At 36.5% G+C, this 23,572-nt stretch carries 19 protein-coding genes and 1 riboswitch; of the genes, 14 read left to right on the top strand and 5 right to left on the bottom strand.

Features of this window, described 5'->3' with window-relative positions; translation table 11 throughout:
• The first annotated feature begins 17 nt into the window (after nt 1–17).
• The 7 genes from MLE13_RS10430 (at nt 18) to MLE13_RS10460 (ending at nt 6,655) form a co-directional block, all read left to right on the top strand.
• Nucleotides 18–953, top strand: a complete 936-nt coding sequence (locus MLE13_RS10430) for an ABC transporter permease (protein WP_240749649.1) — start codon at nt 18–20, stop codon at nt 951–953.
• A 44-nt stretch (nt 954–997) separates the two neighbouring features.
• Nucleotides 998–1,885, top strand: a complete 888-nt coding sequence (locus tag MLE13_RS10435) for an ABC transporter permease (RefSeq protein ID WP_240749650.1) — start codon at nt 998–1,000, stop codon at nt 1,883–1,885.
• A gap of 14 nt (nt 1,886–1,899) precedes the next feature.
• Complete coding sequence (locus tag MLE13_RS10440; RefSeq protein ID WP_240749651.1) at nt 1,900–2,766, top strand: alpha/beta fold hydrolase; 867 nt, start codon at nt 1,900–1,902, stop codon at nt 2,764–2,766.
• Nucleotides 2,767–2,776: 10 nt separating this feature from the next.
• A complete protein-coding gene (locus MLE13_RS10445) occupies nt 2,777–3,619 on the top strand; it encodes an alpha/beta fold hydrolase (protein ID WP_240749652.1) in 843 nt (280 codons plus the stop codon).
• A gap of 331 nt (nt 3,620–3,950) precedes the next feature.
• Entirely contained in the window at nt 3,951–4,097 is a 147-nt protein-coding gene (locus tag MLE13_RS10450) for a hypothetical protein (protein WP_240749653.1), read from the top strand.
• A gap of 19 nt (nt 4,098–4,116) precedes the next feature.
• Nucleotides 4,117–5,163 (top strand): aldose epimerase family protein, encoded by a 1,047-nt coding sequence (locus MLE13_RS10455; RefSeq protein WP_240749654.1) that lies wholly within the window; start codon nt 4,117–4,119, stop codon nt 5,161–5,163.
• Nucleotides 5,164–5,335: 172 nt separating this feature from the next.
• Nucleotides 5,336–6,655 carry a short-chain fatty acid transporter gene (locus MLE13_RS10460; RefSeq protein WP_240749655.1) on the top strand — a complete coding sequence of 440 codons (1,320 nt, stop codon included), beginning with the start codon at nt 5,336–5,338 and terminating at the stop codon, nt 6,653–6,655.
• 70 nt (nt 6,656–6,725) lie between these two features.
• Here the strand turns inward: MLE13_RS10460 and MLE13_RS10465 are convergent, their stop codons facing one another.
• Together MLE13_RS10465 and MLE13_RS10470 are read right to left on the bottom strand one after the other, a co-directional pair.
• The gene (locus MLE13_RS10465; protein ID WP_240749656.1) at nt 6,726–7,958 is read right to left on the bottom strand and encodes a GGDEF domain-containing protein; all 1,233 of its coding nucleotides are present in this window, start codon (nt 7,956–7,958) and stop codon (nt 6,726–6,728) included.
• Between the two features lie 122 nt (nt 7,959–8,080).
• On the bottom strand, nt 8,081–9,544 hold the full coding sequence (locus MLE13_RS10470; RefSeq protein WP_240749657.1) for a S8 family peptidase: 1,464 nt from the start codon (nt 9,542–9,544) through the stop codon (nt 8,081–8,083).
• A 144-nt stretch (nt 9,545–9,688) separates the two neighbouring features.
• Nucleotides 9,689–9,778: riboswitch (cyclic di-GMP riboswitch) on the bottom strand.
• A 679-nt stretch (nt 9,779–10,457) separates the two neighbouring features.
• Here MLE13_RS10470 and MLE13_RS10475 point away from each other — a divergent pair.
• Both MLE13_RS10475 and MLE13_RS10480 read left to right on the top strand, forming a co-directional pair.
• On the top strand, nt 10,458–11,264 hold the full coding sequence (locus tag MLE13_RS10475; RefSeq protein ID WP_240749658.1) for an Ltp family lipoprotein: 807 nt from the start codon (nt 10,458–10,460) through the stop codon (nt 11,262–11,264).
• A 293-nt stretch (nt 11,265–11,557) separates the two neighbouring features.
• A complete protein-coding gene (locus MLE13_RS10480) occupies nt 11,558–12,571 on the top strand; it encodes a DnaJ domain-containing protein (RefSeq protein ID WP_240749659.1) in 1,014 nt (337 codons plus the stop codon).
• A 207-nt stretch (nt 12,572–12,778) separates the two neighbouring features.
• Here the strand turns inward: MLE13_RS10480 and MLE13_RS10485 are convergent, their stop codons facing one another.
• Nucleotides 12,779–13,051 (bottom strand): hypothetical protein, encoded by a 273-nt coding sequence (locus tag MLE13_RS10485; protein ID WP_240749660.1) that lies wholly within the window; start codon nt 13,049–13,051, stop codon nt 12,779–12,781.
• A 487-nt stretch (nt 13,052–13,538) separates the two neighbouring features.
• Between MLE13_RS10485 and MLE13_RS10490 the strand changes: the two genes are divergently transcribed.
• The 5 genes from MLE13_RS10490 (at nt 13,539) to MLE13_RS10510 (ending at nt 21,563) form a co-directional block, all read left to right on the top strand.
• The gene (locus MLE13_RS10490) at nt 13,539–14,987 is read left to right on the top strand and encodes a DNA/RNA helicase domain-containing protein (RefSeq protein WP_346429160.1); all 1,449 of its coding nucleotides are present in this window, start codon (nt 13,539–13,541) and stop codon (nt 14,985–14,987) included.
• A 458-nt stretch (nt 14,988–15,445) separates the two neighbouring features.
• Nucleotides 15,446–16,309 (top strand): hypothetical protein, encoded by an 864-nt coding sequence (locus tag MLE13_RS10495; RefSeq protein ID WP_240749662.1) that lies wholly within the window; start codon nt 15,446–15,448, stop codon nt 16,307–16,309.
• Between the two features lies 1 nt (nt 16,310).
• On the top strand, nt 16,311–19,805 hold the full coding sequence (locus tag MLE13_RS10500; RefSeq protein ID WP_240749663.1) for a DEAD/DEAH box helicase: 3,495 nt from the start codon (nt 16,311–16,313) through the stop codon (nt 19,803–19,805).
• Between the two features lie 200 nt (nt 19,806–20,005).
• On the top strand, nt 20,006–20,614 hold the full coding sequence (locus tag MLE13_RS10505) for an antibiotic resistance protein VanZ (protein WP_240749664.1): 609 nt from the start codon (nt 20,006–20,008) through the stop codon (nt 20,612–20,614).
• Between the two features lie 10 nt (nt 20,615–20,624).
• Nucleotides 20,625–21,563, top strand: a complete 939-nt coding sequence (locus tag MLE13_RS10510; RefSeq protein WP_240749665.1) for a hypothetical protein — start codon at nt 20,625–20,627, stop codon at nt 21,561–21,563.
• A gap of 338 nt (nt 21,564–21,901) precedes the next feature.
• Here the strand turns inward: MLE13_RS10510 and MLE13_RS10515 are convergent, their stop codons facing one another.
• Nucleotides 21,902–22,510 carry a TIR domain-containing protein gene (locus MLE13_RS10515; RefSeq protein WP_240749666.1) on the bottom strand — a complete coding sequence of 203 codons (609 nt, stop codon included), beginning with the start codon at nt 22,508–22,510 and terminating at the stop codon, nt 21,902–21,904.
• 87 nt (nt 22,511–22,597) lie between these two features.
• A partial coding sequence (locus MLE13_RS10520) for an SIR2 family protein (RefSeq protein ID WP_240749667.1) occupies nt 22,598–23,572 on the bottom strand: 975 nt, incomplete at its 5' end.

Genomic DNA, 23,572 nt, shown 5'->3' on the forward strand with positions numbered 1-23,572 from the left:
AAGAAGGTGCATAGTGAATGCTTCAATTCTTGATAAAGCGTTTTGGGCAATCTGTGATTTTAATCTTAATCGTAACCCTAATTACATTCTTTTTAATAAATTTAGCCCCGGGTGGACCTGCATCAATGATGCGAATGGATGCGACAGCGGAAGAAAGAGCGGCACTTTCTGAAAGATTGGGGTTAAATGATCCAATTCCAGTCAGGTATGGGAAGTGGTTGGGAGACGCGGTCCAAGGAGATTTAGGTCCTTCATTATCAAGTGGGCAACCAGTTATGGACCGAATTGTAGAGCGGTTTCCGCATACGTTAAAATTAGCTTTTTGGACAATTATATTCTCAGTGATTATTGGTGTGGTATTAGGAATTATTTCTGCCCGCAATAGGAATACCTGGCGAGATCATACGATAAACTTTGGCAGTGTAATCGGTTTATCCATTCCTTCTTTTTGGTTAGCGATTATGTTGATCTTGTTATTTTCTGTTCAATTACAATGGCTTCCTTCTGCTGGAACTGGAGAAGGATTTGTTGGCCAGTTCAAGTCAATGATCATGCCGGTCATTATTTTATCTACTGCTACCTTACCCACAATAGTCAGATTTACACGTTCCTCAATGTTAGAGGTAGTATCACAAAACTATGTTAGAACCGCTCGGGCAAAAGGCATGAAAGAAAAAACAGTTATTTATTCGCATGCACTCCGCAATGCGTTGATCCCAGTTATTTCGATCATCGGTGTTTTGATTCCGAGATTGTTAAGTGGCACGGTAATTGTAGAATCGGTATTCGGCTGGCCTGGAATGGGAAGGCTGATTGTAGAGGCAGCTCAATCCCGTGATTATAACTTGGTGATGGGCGTCACGGTAGTTGCCACAGTCCTTGTGATATTTAGTAATTTTATAGTTGATATCATTTATTCCAAAGTTGATCCTAGAGTGAAAAATATCGGATAAATTAACCTGAAATGTATAGGCAGTTTTTTGTAGGAGGTATGAAGATGAGTGAGTTGACCCAAGAGGGAGTCGCAAAGTTACCAATTCAAGAAAGAGGTTTTATAAACTTTTTTAGAAAATTGGCCAAGAATAAGATTGCTTTTATTTCGTTCGTTTTTTTACTGCTTGTTCATTTAGGTGTATTTTTGGGTCAATTCGTTTGGACGATTAGTCCAGAATCTGTGGATCCGGCCAACTCATTAGCCAGTTGGACATCTGAACATCCACTAGGAACGGATGATTTAGGAAGAGATGTACTTGCCAGATTAATGTATGGCGGGCAAATCACATTGCTTGTCGGTTTTTTCTCCATGGTTTTTACCGTTTTAGTGGGTGGCATTATTGGTGCTGTGGCAGGCTTTTTTGGAGGCTGGATCGATATTATCTTAATGCGATTCACGGAAGCTATGATGTCTATTCCTAACTTTTTCCTAGCCTTGGTAGCCTTGACTGTATTAGGGAAGAGCCCATTCATGGTAATCCTCGTTATCGCATTTACTTCATGGATGGAGATTGCTCGAGTTGTTTATGGAGAAACGTTGAAATGGAAAGAAAGTGAATTTGTTGAAGCCTCTAAGACAATGGGGTCTAATGCTATGCGGACCTTATTCAAGCACATTGTTCCTCAAATCATTCCAACAATCATTATTGCGAGTACATTGGGAATAGCGTGGGCGATTTTAACTGAGAGTGCTATTAGCTATTTAGGATTAGGTATTCAGCCACCAACCGCTACTTGGGGGAATATGTTGCAAAATGCACAGCAATATATTTGGACGGCACCTATTTTAGGCGTATTGCCTGGCCTCTCTATTACTCTAGTAGTACTTGCTTATAATTTCCTTGGAGATGGATTGCGTGATTTACTAGATCCAAAACATCATAAAAAGTAAAGGGAGATGACAAGGTGATTAAAAAGATTAACGATTGTGATTTGTACTATGAAATACATGGGGATGCGACGTCAGAAGAAGCAATCTTTTTCATTCATGGTGGCCCGGGGCTAGGTGATTGTAGAGGAGATGTTCAAACGTTTAGCGACTTTGCTCCGGCATACCAAAAAGTATTTCTAGACATGAGAGGTTCCGGGAGATCAGGTGATGTCCAGCCCTTTTCACATGAGCAATGGATTCAAGACATTGATTCATTACGGCAAGAACTCGGCTTTCAAAAGATTATTTTACATGGCACTTCATACGGAGGGTTCATTGTGCAGGAATATGCATTGAAATTCCCAGAAAACACACAGTCTGTAGTTTTGAATGTGACTGCTCCTGACAATCGACATCATTTTGCGGCTATTGAAAATGCAGTGAATAGTGACAAGACGAAGATTGGGCCAGAAGATTTAGTTCGATTATTTGAAGGGAAAGTCGAATCTGATGAAGACTTTAAATACTTATATGATGGCATAGTATCTTTATATACAATAAATCAAAATATCGAAGAACAACAGGAAAAAGTAAATCAAATCTATTATCACTTTGAAACACATAATGCGGCCTTTAATACTTGTCTGATTGATTTTGACTTAAAAGAGCAGTTATCAAAAATCTCTACGCCTGCTTTAGTGACAGCCGGTAAAAGAGACTGGATTATTCCACCAGAATATTCAAAGTTGATAGCAGATCGCATACTGAACTCGACATATATTGTATTTGAAAACTATGGTCATGCTTTGGTTAGAGAACAAAGTGAAGTCTATAAAGAATATTTATTGAACTTTATCGAAGGGAAATTATCCGATAAAGAGATTCGGGAAAATATCGCTTAGGAGGGAAAGCATGCGAGTAACATTGAATGAGTGTGAAATCTATTATGAAATCCATGGCAAGGAAGATGGAGAAACTATCTTCTTTATCCATGGTGGACCAGGGATGAGCGACTCCAGGGGAGATGTATCTGCATTTTCTGCTCTTGGAGACCAGTACAAATTGGTGTTCATGGACATGAGAGGCTCGGGACGTTCTGAAGAAAAAGGTCCTTATACACATGAACAATGGATAGATGATATTGATGCACTGCGGGAGTATTTGGAAATCGAGAAACTACACATACTTGGCGGGAGTTACGGAGGATATCTAACAATGGAGTATGCATTGAAGTATCAAAAATACCTTCAATCAATTACATTAAGAGATACGGCTGCGAACGACAAGTATAACTACATATCAATTGATAAGGCTTTAGCTAGTAATCTTCCAGGTATAGATGAGGAAATGTTAACTCGCTTATTTGGCGGAGAGGTAAGGTCGAACGAAGAATTTAAAGAAATGATTCGAGCCATTCTGCCTTTATATACGGTAGAAGATACCGGCAACAATGAAGCCAAGCTAAATAATATTTATTGGCATTATGAAACACATAATTTCGCTTTTAGTACGAATAAGAAAATGTATAACATTAGCGATCGACTAAGCGAAATCAAAGTGCCAACATTAATAACAGTCGGCATTCATGATTGGGTTACACCACTAGAATGCTCTGAGGAACTTGCTGAAAAAATTCCAAACAATAAATTTGTTAAATTTGAAAATAGCGGTCATTCTCCTCATCAAGAAGAGAATGAGGCATACATCAAGTTATTGCGGGTACATTTAGCTGCCAACCTCATAAGCCTGAAATGAACATTTTTAAGTCTAGTTATCTCATCGTATCTAGTTAAAAAGGCTGTCCCTTAAAGTCATTTCTTTGACTTTGGGGGACAGCCTTTTCTTGAACTTGCTATAACTAATCGAGGTTAATCTGTACTGTGTTTTACAACAAGATAATACGGCTAAGTAAATAAAATCACGTCCTAGGGGAAGGGAAAATCTAAACGATTCCGACAATACGCTATAATTTATATCATATACATTGCTGCACCCGCTGCATCTATATTATTGGTGTGTTTTTTTCGTATTATTCATCTGTATAAATTGTGTGGGAATTGTTTCGCTCCCAGGGAAGCAATTTATCTTGCCGGAAGTTCGTAACACTATTAAAGCATCAGCACTGACGCCTGCTGCAAGCGAGACGACAGTGGAAATCTCCAAACTAGGAGACGATGCAACATTAATCGGCGCCGTCACTTTACTATTAGTGGACGTTTTTGAACTAACATAAAAGAGAGGATGAACAGAACATGGAGATTAGTCAAAAACTATTTGGTCATAAAGACCGTAAACCTGTCACGTTGTATACCTTAACTAACGATAGAGGCTTTCAAGTGTCGTGTATGGATTATGGCTGCGTCGTTACAGAAATCGTTGCGCCAGACCGTAACGGCAAATTTGAGAATGTCGTGCTAGGCTTTGATACGTTTGAAGAGTATGAAAGCAATCCTCATTTTTTTGGTGCATTGGTGGGGCGCTTTGCTGGCCGGATAAAAGACGGCGAATTTACACTGGATGAAACTCGTTACCAAGTCGCTAAAAATGCCAATGGCCATCATTTACATGGCGGCGATCAAGGCTTACATGCGGTTATTTGGGAGTCCAAAGTTATCACATCAGACCAAGAAGCCATCATTGAATTTACGTATGTCAGCCCGGACGGTGAAGAGGGCTTTCCAGGAAACTTGTCCATGATGGTCCGCTATAGCCTGAAAAACGACAGCAACCAACTGGTCATTTCTTACCGAGCAACCTCCGACAAAACCACATTGTTGAACGTGACCAACCATTCCTATTTCAATTTGAGCGGCAATCTTCAAAATACCGTGTTAGACCATGAACTGACAATGGCTAGTGACCATTATTTAGACGTTGACGAGGAATTGCTGCCGACTGGAAATCTAGTCGCGGTAACTGAAGACCCGTTATTCGATTTTCGTCACGGCAAAACCATCAGAGAAGCCATAACAGCCGAACATCCACAAACTCAATTAGCAGGTAACGGTTATGATCATCCGTTTTTACTAAACTCTTCAGATCAACCAGCTGTTCAATTAACCGATCGAACAAGTGGCCGAACGTTAGTGGTTGAAACAACTGAACCCGCAGTAGTGTTTTATACCGGCAATCATATTGGAGGTCCTTACAAGATTAGAGGGACAGCAGCGCAAAATCAGCTTGGCATGTGCTTTGAAACACAAAGTCCACCGGATTCGGCGCGTCATTCGCATTTTCCATCGTCCGTCTTGCATGTAGGAGAAGAGTTCAAGTCTGAAACGAGCTACACGTTTTTATAATTAAAGAGTTTTCGCCCCCAATCTGCCTTGATGGATAAAGGAGACAGGCTGAGGGGCTATTTATATTCTAAGAAAAAGATTGCTCTTAAATTCCATTTTTTATGCACGAAAAGAGCAAAATAAGGTAGCATTAGAAATGCAGTGAAAATTTAGATAAAAGGGGAGTCAAAAAATGAAAGGGATTACACGTTTTTCGAATAATTTAATGGAGCGCTATTTACCCGATCCATTTTTATTCGTTATTATCTTGACGGTGGTCGTGTTCGGGCTAGGCTTAGGCTTAACGGATTCGTCACCTGTTCAGATGGTGGCGTTTTGGGGTGAAGGATTTTGGGCATTACTAGCGTTCTCGATGCAAATGGTGCTCGTACTGGTTACCGGGTTTGTACTAGCGAGTAGCCCGATATTCAAAAAGGGGTTAGGCAAGCTTGCGAGTTTTGCGAAGTCACCAGGAAGCGCAATCCTCTGGGTGACAATCGTCTCACTAGCAGCAAGCTGGATCAACTGGGGCTTTGGCTTGGTTATTGGTGCCTTGTTCGCCAAAGAATTGGCGAAGCGCGTAGAGAATGTCGATTACCGCTTATTGATTGCAAGTGCGTATTCAGGATTCTTGATATGGCACGCAGGATTCTCTGGGTCAATTCCGTTATCGATTGCGACAGAAGGACATCCATTCGTTGACAAGATTGGCATTATCCCAACGACGGAAACGATTTTTTCTAGTTATAACTTAATCATCGTTGCTGCATTATTAATCATTGTACCGTTATTAAATCGCATGATGATGCCAAGTAAAGAAGAAACAATCACAGTCGACCCGAAAGTTTTGATCGAGCCAACGGTTGAAGAACTTCCGACAAAAGCAAATATGACACCAGCAGAACGATTGGAAAACAGCTGGATCTTATCGATGGTTATTGGTGTTTTAGGTATTGCATTTATTGTTTATTATTTTGCAAACAACGGCTTTGCGTTAACGCTCGACGTGGTTAACTTTATGTTCTTGTTCCTAGGTATTCTTTTCCACGGCACACCGCGCAAATATTTGGTCGCCGTTCAAGAAGCGGTCAAAGGAGCCGGCGCGATTATCGTGCAGTTTCCGTTTTACGCAGGAATTATGGGGATGATGACAGCGTCTGGGTTGGCAGCTGTCATTTCAGAAGCGTTCGTCAATATTTCGACGGTAAACACGTTCCCACTTTTTGCATTTTTAAGTGCAGGACTCGTCAACTTTTTCGTTCCTTCGGGCGGTGGACAATGGGCCGTTCAAGCACCGATTATGTTAGAAGCTGCAGAAATGCTTGGCAGTGACCCGGCGAAAGTGGCCATGGCAGTTGCATGGGGCGACGCATGGACAAACATGATTCAGCCATTCTGGGCTTTACCAGCACTGGCAATCGCCGGACTCAAAGCGAAAGACATCATGGGCTTTTGTGTCATCGTCTTAGTTGTTAGTGGCGTGGTAATTGGAGCAGGTTTATTGTTTTTGTAAAATAAAAAAGGACGATCTTGTAAAAGGCATCAAACATGTCTTTTACGAGATCGTCTTTTTTGTCGTTATGTTATTTAGTGGCCAAGATGAAACGTTCAGCCTCACCTAATTCGTATAAGCTAACGACATTTCTTCCTTTGCGTTTTGCTTCATACAACGCTTCATCCGCTGTTTTTATCAACGAATGAATATCTGCTGCGTCTTCTGGATAGGTTGCAACGCCCAGGCTAATCGTCAGTGACACTTTGTCGTTTTCTTCGCTTCGGACGTCTAAGCTTTGCACATTTTTCCGAATCGCTTCAGCGTGGCGGAAAGCTTCTGCTTTCGTCGTTTCAGGCAACAGCATGACAAACTCTTCGCCACCAAAACGTGCCACGGTAAATTTGCCTTTTTGGTTTTGCTTGAACACTTTTCCAACTGCAATGATGGCAGTATCGCCTGTAGAATGGCCATACGTATTGTTGATATTCCGAAGAAAATCCATATCCCCAAAAATCAATGACAGTGATGTGTTGTTTTTTTGGCTCTTTTTGTACAACTCATTTATCTTTTCATCAAAATGGCGGTAATTGGGGATGCCGGTTTTGGCATCAATGTAGATCAACTCAGCACTATTAGCCTTTTGCAATAAATTTTGCAAGAGTAGTGCCGGAACGATCAAAAACAAGATTAAATACGGGTTGTAAAGATACGTAATCGCTAAAATAGCGCCAGTGATTAACAAGATCCCTTCGGATGACACAGTATTCACTTTGATCACCGGAGCTGATTTCCAAGCGATGCCTTCATCCAAACTGATCAGTGTGTTGATCAAAAAGATGCGCGTGATACCAAAAACCAACATTTCTAGCAACAACGCAATGGTAAACAGCAATTCGGAATCTGGGCTAGTACCGGATATTTCTCTAAAAATCGAGTACCCCAATAACCCAGAAATGATGGTCGCAGAAGCATTAAAATCAGGACCCGTGAATGGTTCAGGGTGCTTTTCTCTTAATCGAAAAGCGATGTTGACCAAACATGAAATCACAATACTCAATGCAAATAAAGGAAAGGGCAAAATGATCAATGCCGCAAATTCAACGACACAGCCCATCCCAGCAGAAAGCTTGGAATCGACGAAATCGAACAATCCACCATGTCTAGCAACAATCACCAGCGTTAGCCAAATGACAAAAGTAATAGAAGCGAAATCAGATAGTTGCGGTGGCTCGAGTTGCCAACTAACCAAGAAAACAGTAAGGGCTAGCATATTGGACAGCACGATAAAATATATGGCTTTTCTTGGATGTTTGGTATTCATCACTATTCACCTCATGGACAAGAAGTCCAGTTCTAATCACTAATGAATACAATAGGGAAGCGAGTACTCGCTAGCTTAGTAAACTAGAATGTCCGACTTGCAAGTTACTGAAACGTTTCAGTTTAATCAAAGTTATTTCGCCAAGCAATATTCCTCCAAGCAATATTGGACCAAGAGACGTTTCGCCATGCAATGTTCGACCAAGAATCCGGAGTGTCTAGACTCGCATTGTCGCCTGTTGCAGACGTAATCAGTGAAGACAATTCGAAATTTTGAGTAACATTAGCTGGGAGATTACTTGGATTAAAAAATACAGCTGCCTCTGCAGTGACAAGTCCAGCGCTACCTGCAGGTTGCTTTCCATAAGTGCGTGTTGTTTTCTTTAAGATCCATTTTACTTGGTCAGGAGTCAAGTTTGGATTTTGTTCAAGCATTAACGCGACAATTCCACTTACCATTGGTGTCGACATGGACGTGCCACCCATGGTGAAATAGTCATTGCTTACAACATTTTCAGGTTTTAATCCCCGCAAATCACCTTTTGGCATATAAGCAGTTATTTTAGAACCAGGTGCAACAACTTCTGGTTTAGAAAATCCTTCTGAAGTAACCCCATTGCTCGACCAGCTTTTTAAGGAATCATCTTCGGTATCCTTTGTACCCTTATCATCTATAGATCCTACTGTAATGACAAATGGATCGTTTGCGGGTGCATAACAAGTCGAACAACTTGTGCCGCCTTGGTTGCCTGCGGACACGACAACTACGATTCCTTTTTGCCAAAGAAGTTCAACTGCCGCGTTCGTTGCACTTTCTTTATAGTTTTGCTGAGTGGCAATTTGGTTAGAGATATTCACGACGCGGATATTGTATTTTTCATGGTTGTCATAAATCCATTGAAGACCGTCCACTAAGTTTTGTTCGCCAGCTTTGCCTTCGTCATCACTCACTTTGACGTTGACAATATTAACGCCAGGAGCAACGCCAGGATAGACTCCGTTACTTTGAGTTCCGTCGCCTCCAAGAATACTCGCTACGTGCGTACCGTGACCGAAAGAATCCGACATGTTACCGGCAGTTGAAAATTTAGCATTTGCCGTAATACGTTTTCTGAAGTCCGATTGAGCACCGTTAGCAATCCCGCTATCAATAACTGCTACCGTAACCCCTTTACCGGTAATTCCTTTTTTAAGCACTTTGTCGCTAGTGATGACAGACTGATAAACATTGGCAATTAACTTATCATCCGAGGTTTTACTAGATCCTTTGTTTTCAACCACTTTTTCATCTTGGTTAACGAAAACCACGCCAGGGACTGACTGAATGGACTGTGCTTTGTCCGGATCTATTTCCACTAAGTACGTATGGATAAAAGTCCATTTATCAACAATTGTGCCACCAAGTTGTTGAATAGCTTGTTCAATTCCTTGTGTTCCTGCTACTGTTCCTACCATATAACGGGCAGTAGGTTGTTTTTGTTCAGCAACAATCATCGCGTTTGTGTGAGTAGGTGCGAGAGAAACTGCAAAGCCGCTTAGTACAGCTGCAGCCACCAGCATATGGGATACTAATTTTTTGATATTCATTTTTTCCCCTCCTTTTATTGGCTATCTTTTCAAAAGACGGTATTGGATGATCAGCCCCAATCTTTCCAATGTGAGTTTTGTATATGTTTTTCGTGAGGTGCCTATAAAAAAAGGACCATTCGCAGAGGAACAGTCCTTAAACCATTCGGTAACCCAGCCATCGTAGATTGTTTATCAATCCTTAGACCTGTGGTTTTGCGTCGTTGTCTTTCAACAAGTTTGCCTTTTCGTTTTAAATTGTGGGTTATTTTACTTAAATTTACTGAATGATTAGAAAATGCAATTTATTAACATTATAAGAATCTTTATACCTACTGTCAACTGAATGTGTAATTATAATTGCTTATTATTGGCTTTATTTCTTTTATATTTTTCCAACTTTTTTTATTAATTTTCATAGTCATAAATAACATGTATGGATGGAATTCATATATAGCTATAGAAAATCGTTGGATAAGAGGGGAAAGTTCATATGAATAAAGCACGAGTTATGAAATCATGCGGAACGATCCTTATTTTTTAAATTTACATGGCAATTAAAATTATTTTGTAAAGTAGTAGTTCAATAGGAGGCGGCAAAATTGGTGCAATAAAGTGCTAAGAAAGAGGTAACAAATTTCGACCTTTCCTATTAGATGGATAAGGTCATTTTTGAATATCGGCGAAAGTAGAGAACAGTGGGATGAAAACTCTGATCAGCATATAGAATTTAGTTCAGGAGATGCTATATGAACTAGACTCTCGCTGTGTTATATTGGTAATATTATAGTATAAATGGTAATTATATAATGCTATAAAAGAACTATATTGGAAATTATTTTACAGAATAATCGATTCAATACATTGCTAACTCATAGCAAGTCAAAATAGTAAGCACGATCTAATTTTCATAATCAGAAAGGGGCTTATACGTGTGTGGAAAAACAAAAAACTAGTAGCAACAGCTGGGCTAATCGTTCTGTTAAGTGGCTGTGGCGAAGAAACACTCGAGAAGGATGAACCGGTCCTTGAAACAACAGAAGTTGAAGCTGCAGAGCCAGAAAAAGCCGAAGAAGAAGTAGCACAAGATGAGGCAGAAGAGAAGGAAAAAGCGGAAGCGGAAGAACAAGCAAAGGCTGAGACAGAAGCAAAAGAAAAAGCCGCGGTAGAGGAAAAAGCTAAGGCAGAAGCAGAACAACAGAAAAAAGCAGAAGACCAAGTAAAAGTGGAAGCGGAAGAAAAGGCAAAAGCAGAAGAACTAGCAAAAGCCGAAGCCGAAGAGGCAGCACGTAAAGAAGCAGAAAATGCAGGTTCAGCTTCCCAACAACAAGCGGCAAGAATGGCCGAAGAATACCTATCGTATACAGCGTTTTCGAAAAGTGGACTGATCGATCAATTGGAATTCGAAGGATTTAGTAACGCAGATGCTACATTTGCTTCAGAAAAAATCGATGTAAATTGGAGCGAGCAAGCAGTAAAAGCGGCTGAAAACTACATCGCCTACACGGCTTTTTCAAGAAAGGGACTCATCGAACAATTGGAATTTGAAGGCTATAGTAACGACAATGCGACCTACGCAGTAGACGAAATCACTGTCGACTGGAGCGAACAAGCTATTTTAGCCGCAGAGAATTATATCGAGTACACTTCGTTTTCAAGATCTGGACTGATTGAGCAATTGGAGTTTGAAGGGCATAGTAAAGCGGATGCTACGAACGCTGTGGATGTTATTGGGCTTTAATAAAATATAGGAGATCAGTCTCTGACTAAAGACCGACTTGTGGTTATTCGAGTTGTCTACCGTATCTTCTGGGATACAAATCGCTCCGGCGCTTTGGGCATGGCTTTCGCAATAAGCCAGGAAGAGCACCTGTCTTATTGCTTCGCCTAGCCCTTGGACGCGCCGTCGCTGGTGTGGGGTTCTCCTTATTCATAGTAGGAAGTAAACTACTTTTCTAAGTAGTTTATTTAAATCACACCCATGGATAGCGAAACTAATTAAATGTATTAGACTACTGAGGAAGAGGGGGAAGTATGGAGAAATTTATTGATTACTATGTATTGTTGAATATATTACCGACAGCTAATGAAGAGTTGATTAAACGTGCATATCGCATTCAGTCTAAAGAATTACACCCGGATCAAGGAGGGAACGAGAAACAATTTATCTTACTAACCGAGGCATATAAAGTTTTGAGTAATCCCATAAAAAGAAAAGCATACGACCAAGACTATGCCTTTTATCAACAGACTCAAAAGCGAGATAATGAACGTTCTCAGCAAGAAAGAAAACATGCGAATTCTAAACGTGCATCAGAATCCCCGGAAAATAAACCATTCTTCTCTTTTGACTATATACGATTTGGAAAAGTTGCGCTTGGAGGGTTCATTAGTCTAGGGGTTCTTGCGAAAGCAATTAATGCTTTTGAAGAAAGTACTGAACCTGAGATTCCAATAGACCCTATTGTATTTCCGGTTGTAGAAAGTGAACATTCTAAAGATATTGTTGAAGAGTCCGTTACCTCTGAATATGATGTAGGTGAAATAGAAGAATCAGGTGTGGAAACAATGGAGCAATTAATTGGTATTCCTGAGGAATCTGAACCTCTCGAAGATTTGATAGAAGAATCTGAACAAGCAGAAGTAGAGAAAACTGCCACACTGACATTTAGTACAACTGACTCTTTATCTTTATATGTTCGGTATTTAGACAGGATTTATAAATTGGAAGCGGATTTAGAAAGCTATGGGAAAGTATGGGAAACTGGAAGCGATGCCGAAATTACGCAAGCATCATATAATCAATTGAAAATTTGGGATGATCTATTAAATGAAATTTATCAGACGTTAAAAATAGAACTAACAGAAAAAGATTTTTTAGAGTTGAGGGATTTGCAGCGTGCTTGGATAGCGAAGAAGGAAAGAATTGCAGATGAAGCAAGGACGGGTTTCGCTGGTGGCTCTTGGGAGGTTCCTGTATACAATGATGCTCAGTTGGAAGAAACAAAAAAGCGTTGTTATTGGTTAGTCATGAATTATATGAATTAAAAAGTAACATCCAGTGTAAGAGAAAATCTGCAATATTTCAGTAATATACTATATCTGCTAAATCAACATTTTGGGAGTGGCTATTTCAACTTAAAATCATGTCCCAAGGAAGGGAACAAATAGGAGTTTTTTGAGAAGGTAGAAGAGGCTGAAAAAGACACAAAAAAATGCATGAACCCGCTGCAACGGATTCATGCATTTTCATCGTTAACAAATTGTCGTTTCGCCCATTAGAATATCTCCGTTTTGACCATCTAAGTAATCGATTCCCCATTCACAATTGCCTTTATTTTGCCATTCAACAATATACTGTCCATCGTCATAGCGAATTGAAAGAATGTCTACTGTCCCAAACGAATTCGCATGTCGTTGTTCCACGAGTGCTCGTGCATCTGTTTCGGTAATCGTCGGGTTTGCAGCAGAGCAGCCGCTCAATAGCAAAAGACATATCACTAAAAGAGAAACTATAAATTTTTTCATCGCATTCACCTCTAAATAGGTAGACTGACCTGCAAGGAAGAACGTTACATAGAAGCATGGAATCAATAGAAAAATAGACTTTAAAGAGAATATTAATAAAATTGTAAAAATATTTCGTTTATTCGCCCAATAACAGTTAAATAATGTTAATATATTTGTATTGAATATCCAATTTTTGAGGGGGACGCCGCCGTGTTTATCTACAACGAAAGCTCTTCAAAGTTCATCGATCACGTACTAGAAGATCGGATCGAATCGGTGTACGATTCTAAACTTGAACTTTAATACAAAAAACTGATTTTTCATCTAGAGAGGCTGAAGCTTTATGGGCACGATTGAACTAAAGACATGGGACTTCAATAAAACCGCGTTAAACAGTATCAAGAAAGAAGCTTACTTTGATTATCCAGTCGTTTACTTTTTGAACAATAATACCACTGTATATATTGGAGAGACTGTTGCCTTTAAAAATCGGATGAAATCTCACTTGAATAATATTGAGAGAAAGAAATTAGAAAAAATGACGCTCATTATTCATGAAAAGTTTCACCGATCAGCTACCTATAATATAGAAACCAAATTAATCAATTATTTTTTAGGCGACAATCGTTACAAGTTGCAAAACAAGAGTCAGACGGTACAAAGTGTTATGCACAATTACCATGAGAAAGAATTTTACGACATAAAAATCTTCAATGAGATTTGGACAGAACTGTTGAATAGGAATATGGTGAATAGCCCTGCTCATGTAATTGAAAATAGAGACATCTTTAAACTGTCTCCTTTTAAAGAGCTGACAATGACACAACTTGAGCTTAAAACAAAAATTCTAGAAGTGTGTGAAGAACACATCGATGATGATGAAACGTTTGTATTTATGGTTAAAGGTGAAGCGGGTGTTGGTAAAAGTGTGGTCTTAAGTTCCGTGTTCAATAGCATCCAGGAACGAGCGGCTGACAAAAATTCCAACCTCCATCAAACAAAGAATTACTTACTCGTCAACCATTCAGAAATGCTGAAAACATATAAAAATATCGCAGCTAATGTGAAGTTTCTTAAAAAAAATAACTTTGATAAGCCGACAAGTTTCATTAATAAGCAAAAGAAAGCTCCAGAAAAAGCAGATATCGTTTTAGTCGATGAAGCACATCTATTGCTGAGCAGAGCGGATGCGTTCAATGGCTTCAATGAAAACAACCAACTGGAAGAAATCATCAATCATAGCAAAATCGTCATAGTTGTCTACGACGAAAAACAAGTATTAAAACTGAAAAGCTATTGGGACGAGGAGCGGCTCAAGAAAATAGTGTCAGGCTATCAAAGAGAAGAGCCCTATGTTTTAAGAGAACAGTTCCGCATGAATGCTGGAGACGATGTAATCGACTGGATCGATAATTTTGTGGAGAAGCGCATTCTGGAGTTACCAAAAGATGAGCTGTATGAATTTAAAATATTCGACTCTGCCAAAGAAATGCATGACGCCATAGTGGAAAAGAATAAAGAGCATGGCCTCTCCAGAGTGGTTTCAACATTCGATTATGAACATAAAAAAGACGGCGAGCAGTACTACATCAGAGAAGACAATCTTGAAATCCCATGGAACTCAACCGATACCAAAATCACCTGGGCAGAAAAGCCGGAGACAATCAAAGAAGCCGGATCCATCTATACGATTCAAGGCTTTGATCTGAATTATGTAGGCGTGATATTGGGGCCATCAGTCTCTTATGATGAGCAAAACGATTGCTTGAAAATCCTTACTGAAAAGTATAGCGACACCGAAGCTTTCAGAGGGAAAGATGGCATTGAGGAAGTTGAAAGAGCGAAAGAACAGATTATATTGAATTCGATTAATGTGTTGATGAAGAGAGGGATAGAGGGGCTTTATGTTTATGCTAGTGATGAGGGGTTGAGGGGGCGGCTTTTAAAAATATAGTAACGAACTGGTGATGTGCAAGACTAATACATCAAAAGAATTAGTGGAAACTTTCAATAAGACCTAATAGTTTAAGTTCGTGATTTCGCAATGCCGTGGAGTGAAACATCAATTTTCTATTGGGACATTCTTTCAGAAAACGCAGGCAAAATTAACTGCATTCATGCCGTTCAAAGACTCAAAATATAATACGTGGTCAATTCCATCTGAAGTGATATAACCTTTAATTCGGATACGTAATAATTTGAAATGATACGGCGAAAATTCGAAGTTAAGATACCGTACCGATTTGACTAAAAAGAACGCATGAGATCAAGCGGTTTGATTGTGTGTTGAAGAATACAAAATGACGTTGATGACTTGAGGAAGAGGCGTAAAGTGTATGCTTTGTCAGGAACTTCAGGTAAGTATCAAAAGGAACGAAAAATTCAAACTAATATATTTTTTTAGGAGGAAAAATGATACAAGCAGAGCTAGAGTCCTTGATAGAGTCCGAGATGAAAAATTTTGCTTTGAAATTAAACGTTAGCATTATAAAAGCAGCTACTCATCATGCAATAATTATTGATGGAATAGTAAATGAACCAGCAATTATTCGTAGTATTGCAGTATATATGGTGGCACTTATTACTAACTCAGTGGAAGCAAATCTAGAAGTAAGAGCAGATATAATTGAATACACAACAGTAGGTTTGGAAGAAATAAAAGAGAGTGTAATTGATACTATTGGAGAAAACAATAATCTGGATCAAGATTTTATTGAAGATGAAAGAAATCCGTGGTTGGCCGAGGCTTTAATTCATTTATTATTAGTAATTTCAAGCGATGTGAAAGATATACATCCGATTGGTGAAATAAAAGCGGTGGGATTAGTTCATGATGATCCAAAAGATAAAGGGCTAGATTTAAGTGCTTTATACTATTCAAAAGCTCTTGGATTAACAATAGGAGAATGTAAAGCTTATAAGTTGTATCCTAACAAAGCTATTTCTAATGCTATGAAATTTTTTGACGGAGTTGAAACCAATAAAAAAACAGGGAAGAGGATTAGAACTCAGGTACAAATTCTTAGAAATTTTTTGCCACCTGATATCTCAAAACTAGCTACAAACGGCTTTTGGAAAAACGAAAAGTGTTATTTAACAACTCCAGTATATGATAAATCAAAAAGTGTAAATTGGAGTAGAAAAAGAAATAAAACATTAGGTAGTTTAAAAGTGCCGATTGAAAATAGATTGGTTATCCCTTTGGAGATCGAAAACTTTGACGAATTTTTTAATAGTTTAGCGGATGAGATGAGAATTTTTGTAGAGGAGTTATAAAATGTTCGATAGTTATTCTTATTCTTTGTTTAATGACTTGCCTAATTTGCCAAATATAGATATAGACGCGTCTAGAAGAACCTTATCAAGAGCCTATATTTTTTCTCTTGAAATGCAATTAGATTTAGCTCATAAAGAATACTTAAGTATACAACCAGGACACCTGACTGAAAAAGAACTTGAAGAATTAGAAGATAAAATTAATGATGATTTAGATAGCGTGGTACTGGAGTTATACAGTGAATTAAGACGTTTAGGAGATACTTTAGAAAGCAGTTGTATATTTGATAATAATGAAAACAAAACAGAAGTTAAAGCTTCCGCGTTTGTAGCTGCTGAGTCACTATCACTTTTAGCAACTATACTCAATAGTTTTGAAAAAGTAGAAGAAGACGTACTACTTTCAAATGAATTCGTTTATACAAGGCTTGAATCGGCTATGCTTTTCTTAATTTCTGGATATGATGCCAACGCTTTGACAGAAGTAAACAAAATATCTGATCATTTATTAATTAAGGATTGGTATGAAGATTTATATAAAATAGAATACTGGTGCATCCAAAATCTTGTTTCTCTATTAACAAATACATTAATAACTATAAATAGAGACAAACCTTTTATTGTAAAAAACGATAGTAAGACTTTAAAGAATTTAATTATAGATAACAAAATTCAAATGTTTTCTAATATCGGCGAGGCAATAATATTATATACTGATTGGTTAGTGGGAGATGATGGTCTTGGATATAAGAAGTCAGTTGAGTTACTCGATAAAATAGTTAAAAGTACTTTTAAAAATAGGTTTGCTCTTTATCCTGAAATATATCATTTTTCAATGCTACTTAAAAATATGATATCGATTACTTCTGAGCGAGCACTGCTTCATAATATTAAAAGTCCTGAAGACACTGAAGGCAGATTCATAGAATATATAAAAGCCAGAATTAAAGGTGATTTGGAAGTGAACTCAAGGCCATTTATATGGGAATCAGCTAGTAAGTTCATTGAAGAATGTTTACCTGGACCAAATAAACATGTAATAGTAAATCAACCAACAGGTAGTGGAAAAAGTTTTATAGCTGAAATAGCGGCTGCCCAATCTTTATCTAAAGGTTGGATACTTTATTTGGCGCCTACAAATGCTTTAGTTCATCAAATTAGAAAGGACTTAAAAAAATCAATGAAGTTTTATCAGTCCTTAGAAATTAAATCATTTATAGGAGGAGAAGAATACACTAAGTTGGAAGAGGAAACTCTGGACGCGGATAAGTTAAGTGAAAATTTTATCGCTGTAATGACTCCTGAAAAATGTGCCATGTCACTAAGAATGAATCCTGAAATATTTGAAAATTGTGTGCTATGTATTTTTGATGAATGTCATTTATTGGGGGAAGGCACAAGAGGAGCAAATGCTGACCTTGTAGTTGGAAAAATTTTATCTATCAATAGTAATATTAAATTTATATTAATGTCTGCAATGATAAATAATCCCGATGATTTAGCGGAGTGGTTAACTGCCGCAACTGATGGGAAATCATTAGTGACGTCTATATCTTGGAAGCCGACTCGTTCTATTCGTGGAACTATTGGAATTGAGACTAATATACTCCAACAAGATTCCTTAATCGCAAAAGAAAATTTAAAACAGAAAATGGAAAGTAGAAAAAACGAAAAGTTTAATTCTAATTTGTCAATTTTATATTCACAATCCGGTGTTTGGAAAAAAAACTATAGTGATTACTCGTTGTTACCCACAAATATATTGGGTAAATTTGTATGTAAGAGAGAAAAAGAAAATAATAAATGGACTTATTTTATTGAACCTTTAAGTTGGGTGAATAATACATCTAGAGAAATAGGAATTAATCTATCCTCTAATGGAATTCCTACCATAGTTTTCATATCCACAAACAGGCACTATCCATTTACGTTGGGGAAGGGTATATCACTAAAATCACAAGATTTTCGTATCCCACAACTCGAAGATTGTTTATTAATCTTAGCTGAAAGCGATCTTGGAATTGAGTCTGAAGTTAGAAATTTACTTATGGATGGAGTTGGAGTACATACTTCATATATGTTAGAAACTGAAAAAGAAGCTGTCGAGCGCCTATTTGCTAATCGCCATATAAATTTGTTGTTCGCAACAGGTACACTAGCACAAGGATTAAATCTTCCCTCAGTAGCAATTGTAATAGCGGGAACGAGAATAGGAGATGTGAGAGATTCTTTTTCTCCTGAAGCTCGATCTAGATCTAAAGCGTTAATACTGAACGCCATTGGTAGAGGAGGAAGGGCAGGTTTCTCTAACCAAAGCCTAAGCATATTAGTACCAGATAAACCTTTACAATTTAAACATAATAATACTGATGTTGATAGAGCAATATATGAGTTACCTGTTTTACTTGATAACGATGCTTCAATTACTATTAGAAGTAAATTAGAGGAATTTCTAAGAGCAATTATAAATAAGGAGATTCATCCGAATGAATCTTCTTTAGAAGAATTAACTATTATATCTTCATTAGTTTCTGGGGATGAAGAGATAAATGAAAATATAATTAATACTTTAAGTAAAACTTATGCAGCAAAATTTATAGAGACTGGCGAAAAAAACGAAAAGTTATTTGAAGCAACTCGAGAAATAATTAAGATTAAAAATGAGTTTCTTACCAAATCTGAATCTCCTGAATGGACTATAAGTGTTGCTAGAAAATCAGGATTTGATTTTTTTACGACTAATGAATTTATAAAAGTTGTAAATCAACTTTTTCCAAATTATATTCAAACAGATATTAATAAATGGACGACAAAAATGTGGCTAGAATTTTTATTCGAATGTATGAAAAAACTCCCCCCCTTATATATTCAAAAAATTTTACCGAAATCTAAATCTCAGAAATCTACATTTCTCAATAGAATGTTGGAATCTATATTAATTCAAGATGGATTTGAAAGAATAACGGATGAAGAAGCTTGGTATAATCATTGGAATGAATTTTTTAATATTACACTAGCTTATATTGAAGGACAAAGCTATGAAAAAATTGCAAAAATGTACTTGAGCTTAAATGGTGATGTAGAAGTGTCTAGAGCGGCAGGAAAACCAGTTCCTTCAATAATCGCTTTAGTAAAAAATCAAATTGACACTCTATCAAGTTATGCAGGGTTGTTAATAGCAACTTTAGAAGAGAGTTTCTTAAAAGAAGAAGAAATTCCATTTAATTTAAATATACTCCCTATTGCTATAAAAAATGGTTTACACAATCAATCAGTCTACTATTGGTTCAATCATGGAATAAGAAATAGATTTGCAGCTCATGTATTAGCAAGAATAATGCCATTAAAAGACTTTAAAGATCATGAAGCTTCGAAAAAAGAAGTTAAAGGTTATAAGGAATTATTATTAAACAACGATATAGAATTTAAAGACATTACCCTCGAAGATGAACAAATAATAGAAGCTGTAAAAATAATTTTAAAAAATTCCATTTAGACTTAATTGCTCTCCAGAGATAGAGGGAAATCTAAATGATTTTGACTATCAATGTTGCAAGCATAATTATTACATTATATTCATACGTATAAAATGCTCGGAAATTTTACCGCTCCCAAGGTATTGAATAAAGTAAATGAATAAAAATCTATTTAGCTTAATTGCGATGTATTAGTGAGTACAGTCTAGGAGGGCTATGATTGTTTTACGGCACTAGATGGTTCTATAAAATTTTATATTTTATAACAGCAATGTCACCTGCGTATTTTCTGTTTTTAATACAAATTGATGACAAGTTCTCCAAGCCGTTTAATTATCACTTGATATTTTATGACGTTACCTTACAAATAAACATTTTTTGGTGGTGTGGATTACTACTCGTATTCATATTAGTATTAACTCTTTTATTGAAGTTTATATTAATTAGACAATACACAAAATCTTCAACTGATCAGGTGTTGGCGCCAGAGAAAAATTACTTTAAAGAAAGCAATTTGGAAGAAAAAAATGGTAACATAATTTCATTTCTTTTAGGGAATATTTTGCCTGCTGTATTTATTATTGAGAGTAACTTACTTTTATCTATTTGTATATTTGTCATATTACAAGTTATTATCTTTATTTTAATCGTTAAAAGCACAGATATTTTCCCGAACATTAATCTGATTATTTTAGGAATTGATTTATGTAAGACTCAGAACAATAAGTACGTTTTTACTTTTAGGTCTAGAAAATATAATGATTTTAAAGTTTATATGATTGGAAACCCTTATAAAACGAAAATCCATATAACTATGTATGAGAAGTGAGGAATTTTAAATGGCTTTAGAACGTATTTATGTATGTACATCTAAAAATTCAAAGCTATATAGAGTCTACTTATTACAAACTGGAGATGCAGAAAAAAGTGGAATTTATGAGCATTTTGAAGGAGACCTAATCCCAAAAAAATCCTATGAGGCAGAGATGGACGAGTTGAGTGGTACTGCTTTAATTGAAGATATCCCCTATTACTTAGAATTAGAAAAAGTTAATGAAGACAGTTATTTATTTGGATTTAAAGAAGTAATCGGAAATTTATTAAACAATCAAACTCAAAATGTTATTCAGTTTTCTAAATTCGGAAAATTGGCTGGAGAAGTAAACAACTTTGATGAAGATGAAGGAATTAAATTTATAATCGCCCAAGACGAAAGTTCTCTATATTTCCTAGCTATTTCAAACAACTCCGTCATAAAAAATAAACCTGTTCTTTCAATATCTATTACTGATAACACTACGGTAGTAAATGTTCCGAAAGGTATTCAATTACCACCTGCAGTTACCGCTAGGTTAGATAGAAGTAGTAAATTTCTCTACGTATATGATGTTAATCGATTTGAAAATATGTTAACACTGAATGAAAACCGTAAAGCTAAATCACAAGCTGTTATTACAAAATTTGTACAAGGAGAATACACAATTTCAACATCTAATTTTAAATTTGTAGGCCTTGAACAAGAAGCAGTTAAACAAAAACTATTTAGTAGTGCTAGGGCAGTGAGAAGATTATCGAAATATACCGAGCCTGAGAGTAGTTATTCTATTCATCAAATAAAACAAGCGGTTAATCGGCTAGATAATGAGCTGAGAGTTGAATTTGATGAAGCTAACAACATTATTAAAGTAACCCCTGAAACTGCAAAAACATTTGTCGGAATAATTAATAATATCATTGTAGAAAGATTGATTTCTGGAGATGTGGAAATTATTATATAGTTTTCCAGTCTGAGATAATACTTTAATTCTTAGGTTAATGTAAATGAATAATTCCTTGTATAAATAACAGTTTATGACCTTCATGAAATAACAGGTCACCACAAATAAGATTGATTCTTACGTCATCTTTATTTGTGGTGACCTGTTTTGAGTAAACCGCGTCCCAGGGAAAGAAACAATTCTAAACGATTCTGACAATACACAACAATTTATATCACATACATTGATGGACCCGCTGCGTCTATGTTTAAGGTGCAGCTTTTTCATATTATGCATCTGTATAAATTGTGTGGGAATTGTTTCGCTCCCAGGGAAGCGATATCTTCAAGTCTGAGCGTCTATATTTTCCTAACGAGTCTATAATTATATATTTTCTTACTTTTATTATATGCATTATCTATATATTTATTAGGATTTTTAAAAAAGTCTACTTCATTAACTAGTGAAATATATGAACCTGTTAAAACATCTACATTTTCACAAATTTCGCAATTGTATTCAGGAGGATCTTGATTAAATCTATTCTTATGGATAATATCATATAAATATGTATTTCGAGTTTGAATGGAAGAATGCCCATCAGAATTAATTACAGAAGGTCTTAACCACGAATATCCTCCATTATACTCCATGACCACTCCAAGAATGCCATTAGTTCCAGAGGTGCGATCATTTCTTTTTATTTGTTTAAGAGCATATTCGATTTCCCAATCAATCCAATTACTCGATTTTATATTTGGAGAAATTACAATAATAGTGACAGAGGTAGAATATATCATATCCTTCAATTTATTTTTAATATACTCAGTTGTCCTGTCAGACATATCTGGTGATTCGCTTGTTTCTCCTTGATAATATGTAGCATCTTTCCCTAATACTTTTACTATTCTATCTCTTAGATTTTTAGCCTCTGAATATTTGTAAGATATAAAAGTTTTATAAGCCAATTAATTTCTCCCTCACTTATCTCTTTAAGATTTATGAACAGTCAATGGTATATTTACCATATATATAATTTGTAGAATTTATAGAAGTTAGTGCTTCGCTAACTTGTTAATAATTTTTATTACCGTTTTAATTAATTCATCAGAAGACTTACTATCATCTCCTAAATCAGCATACATAGGTTTTACTTCTTCAATGCCAACATACTTTTCGAAACTATCCATAACTTTCTGCCATAAATCTTTAGAAGTAAAACCAGTTGCCCCAATTGGAATAGGGATTGCTCCATTCTCAACAGAAATTTCAAATTCCTCTTCCATACCATTTGCAACAATGACTTTTTTAGTTTCTTTATCTATTTTGTTTCCAAAAATAAAGACAGCAAACCCCACACTAGAAATCATTTCTTCACGATATTTGGTCCATAATTCAGGAATAGTCATTTGTCCTGTAGTAACTTGGGGGAATGGTCTACATCTAAGTCTCTCTTCAACCTTACTATTTTGACTTGAATAAAGTTCTTCTAAAGCACCTGAAATGATGCAGCTTCCTATTCCTAAACCAAAACCAGATACAATATTATTATTATTTTTTATAAGAGCTTTACTTATTGCAGTACTAAATTTAAAAATGCTCTCCTCACTCCATTCTCCGTAATCACTTGCACTACCAGATACAAAGACATTTTTTCTCATCACTAGTGAATTAAGGTGAGAAAGAATATCTGTTATTTGAGGATAATCATCCACCAAAAGAACTTTAATGCCATACCTCATTAAATCTTTGATTTTTAAATCTTGTTTAATTTTTGCATAATAATATTCTTTTTCATTATCCTTATAATCATTCATATCAACTTTCTTCATAAAGCAATAATGAGTTCTAGTGTTTTCATTTAAAAGAACTCTAATTCTACTTAAAATTTGAGATAAATTTGGATCATCAAAACTAAAACCTATAAATAAAAAGGTTTTAGAAACTAAATCCCCCCTAAGAGCTGTACTGAATAACTGTCTCTTTTGGTTGTAACTCTCATAATCATCTTTTGTTAGAACTGCCTCGTG

This window comes from Planococcus halocryophilus (assembly GCF_022489025.1).
GTDB classification, from domain to species: domain Bacteria; phylum Bacillota; class Bacilli; order Bacillales_A; family Planococcaceae; genus Planococcus; species Planococcus halocryophilus_A.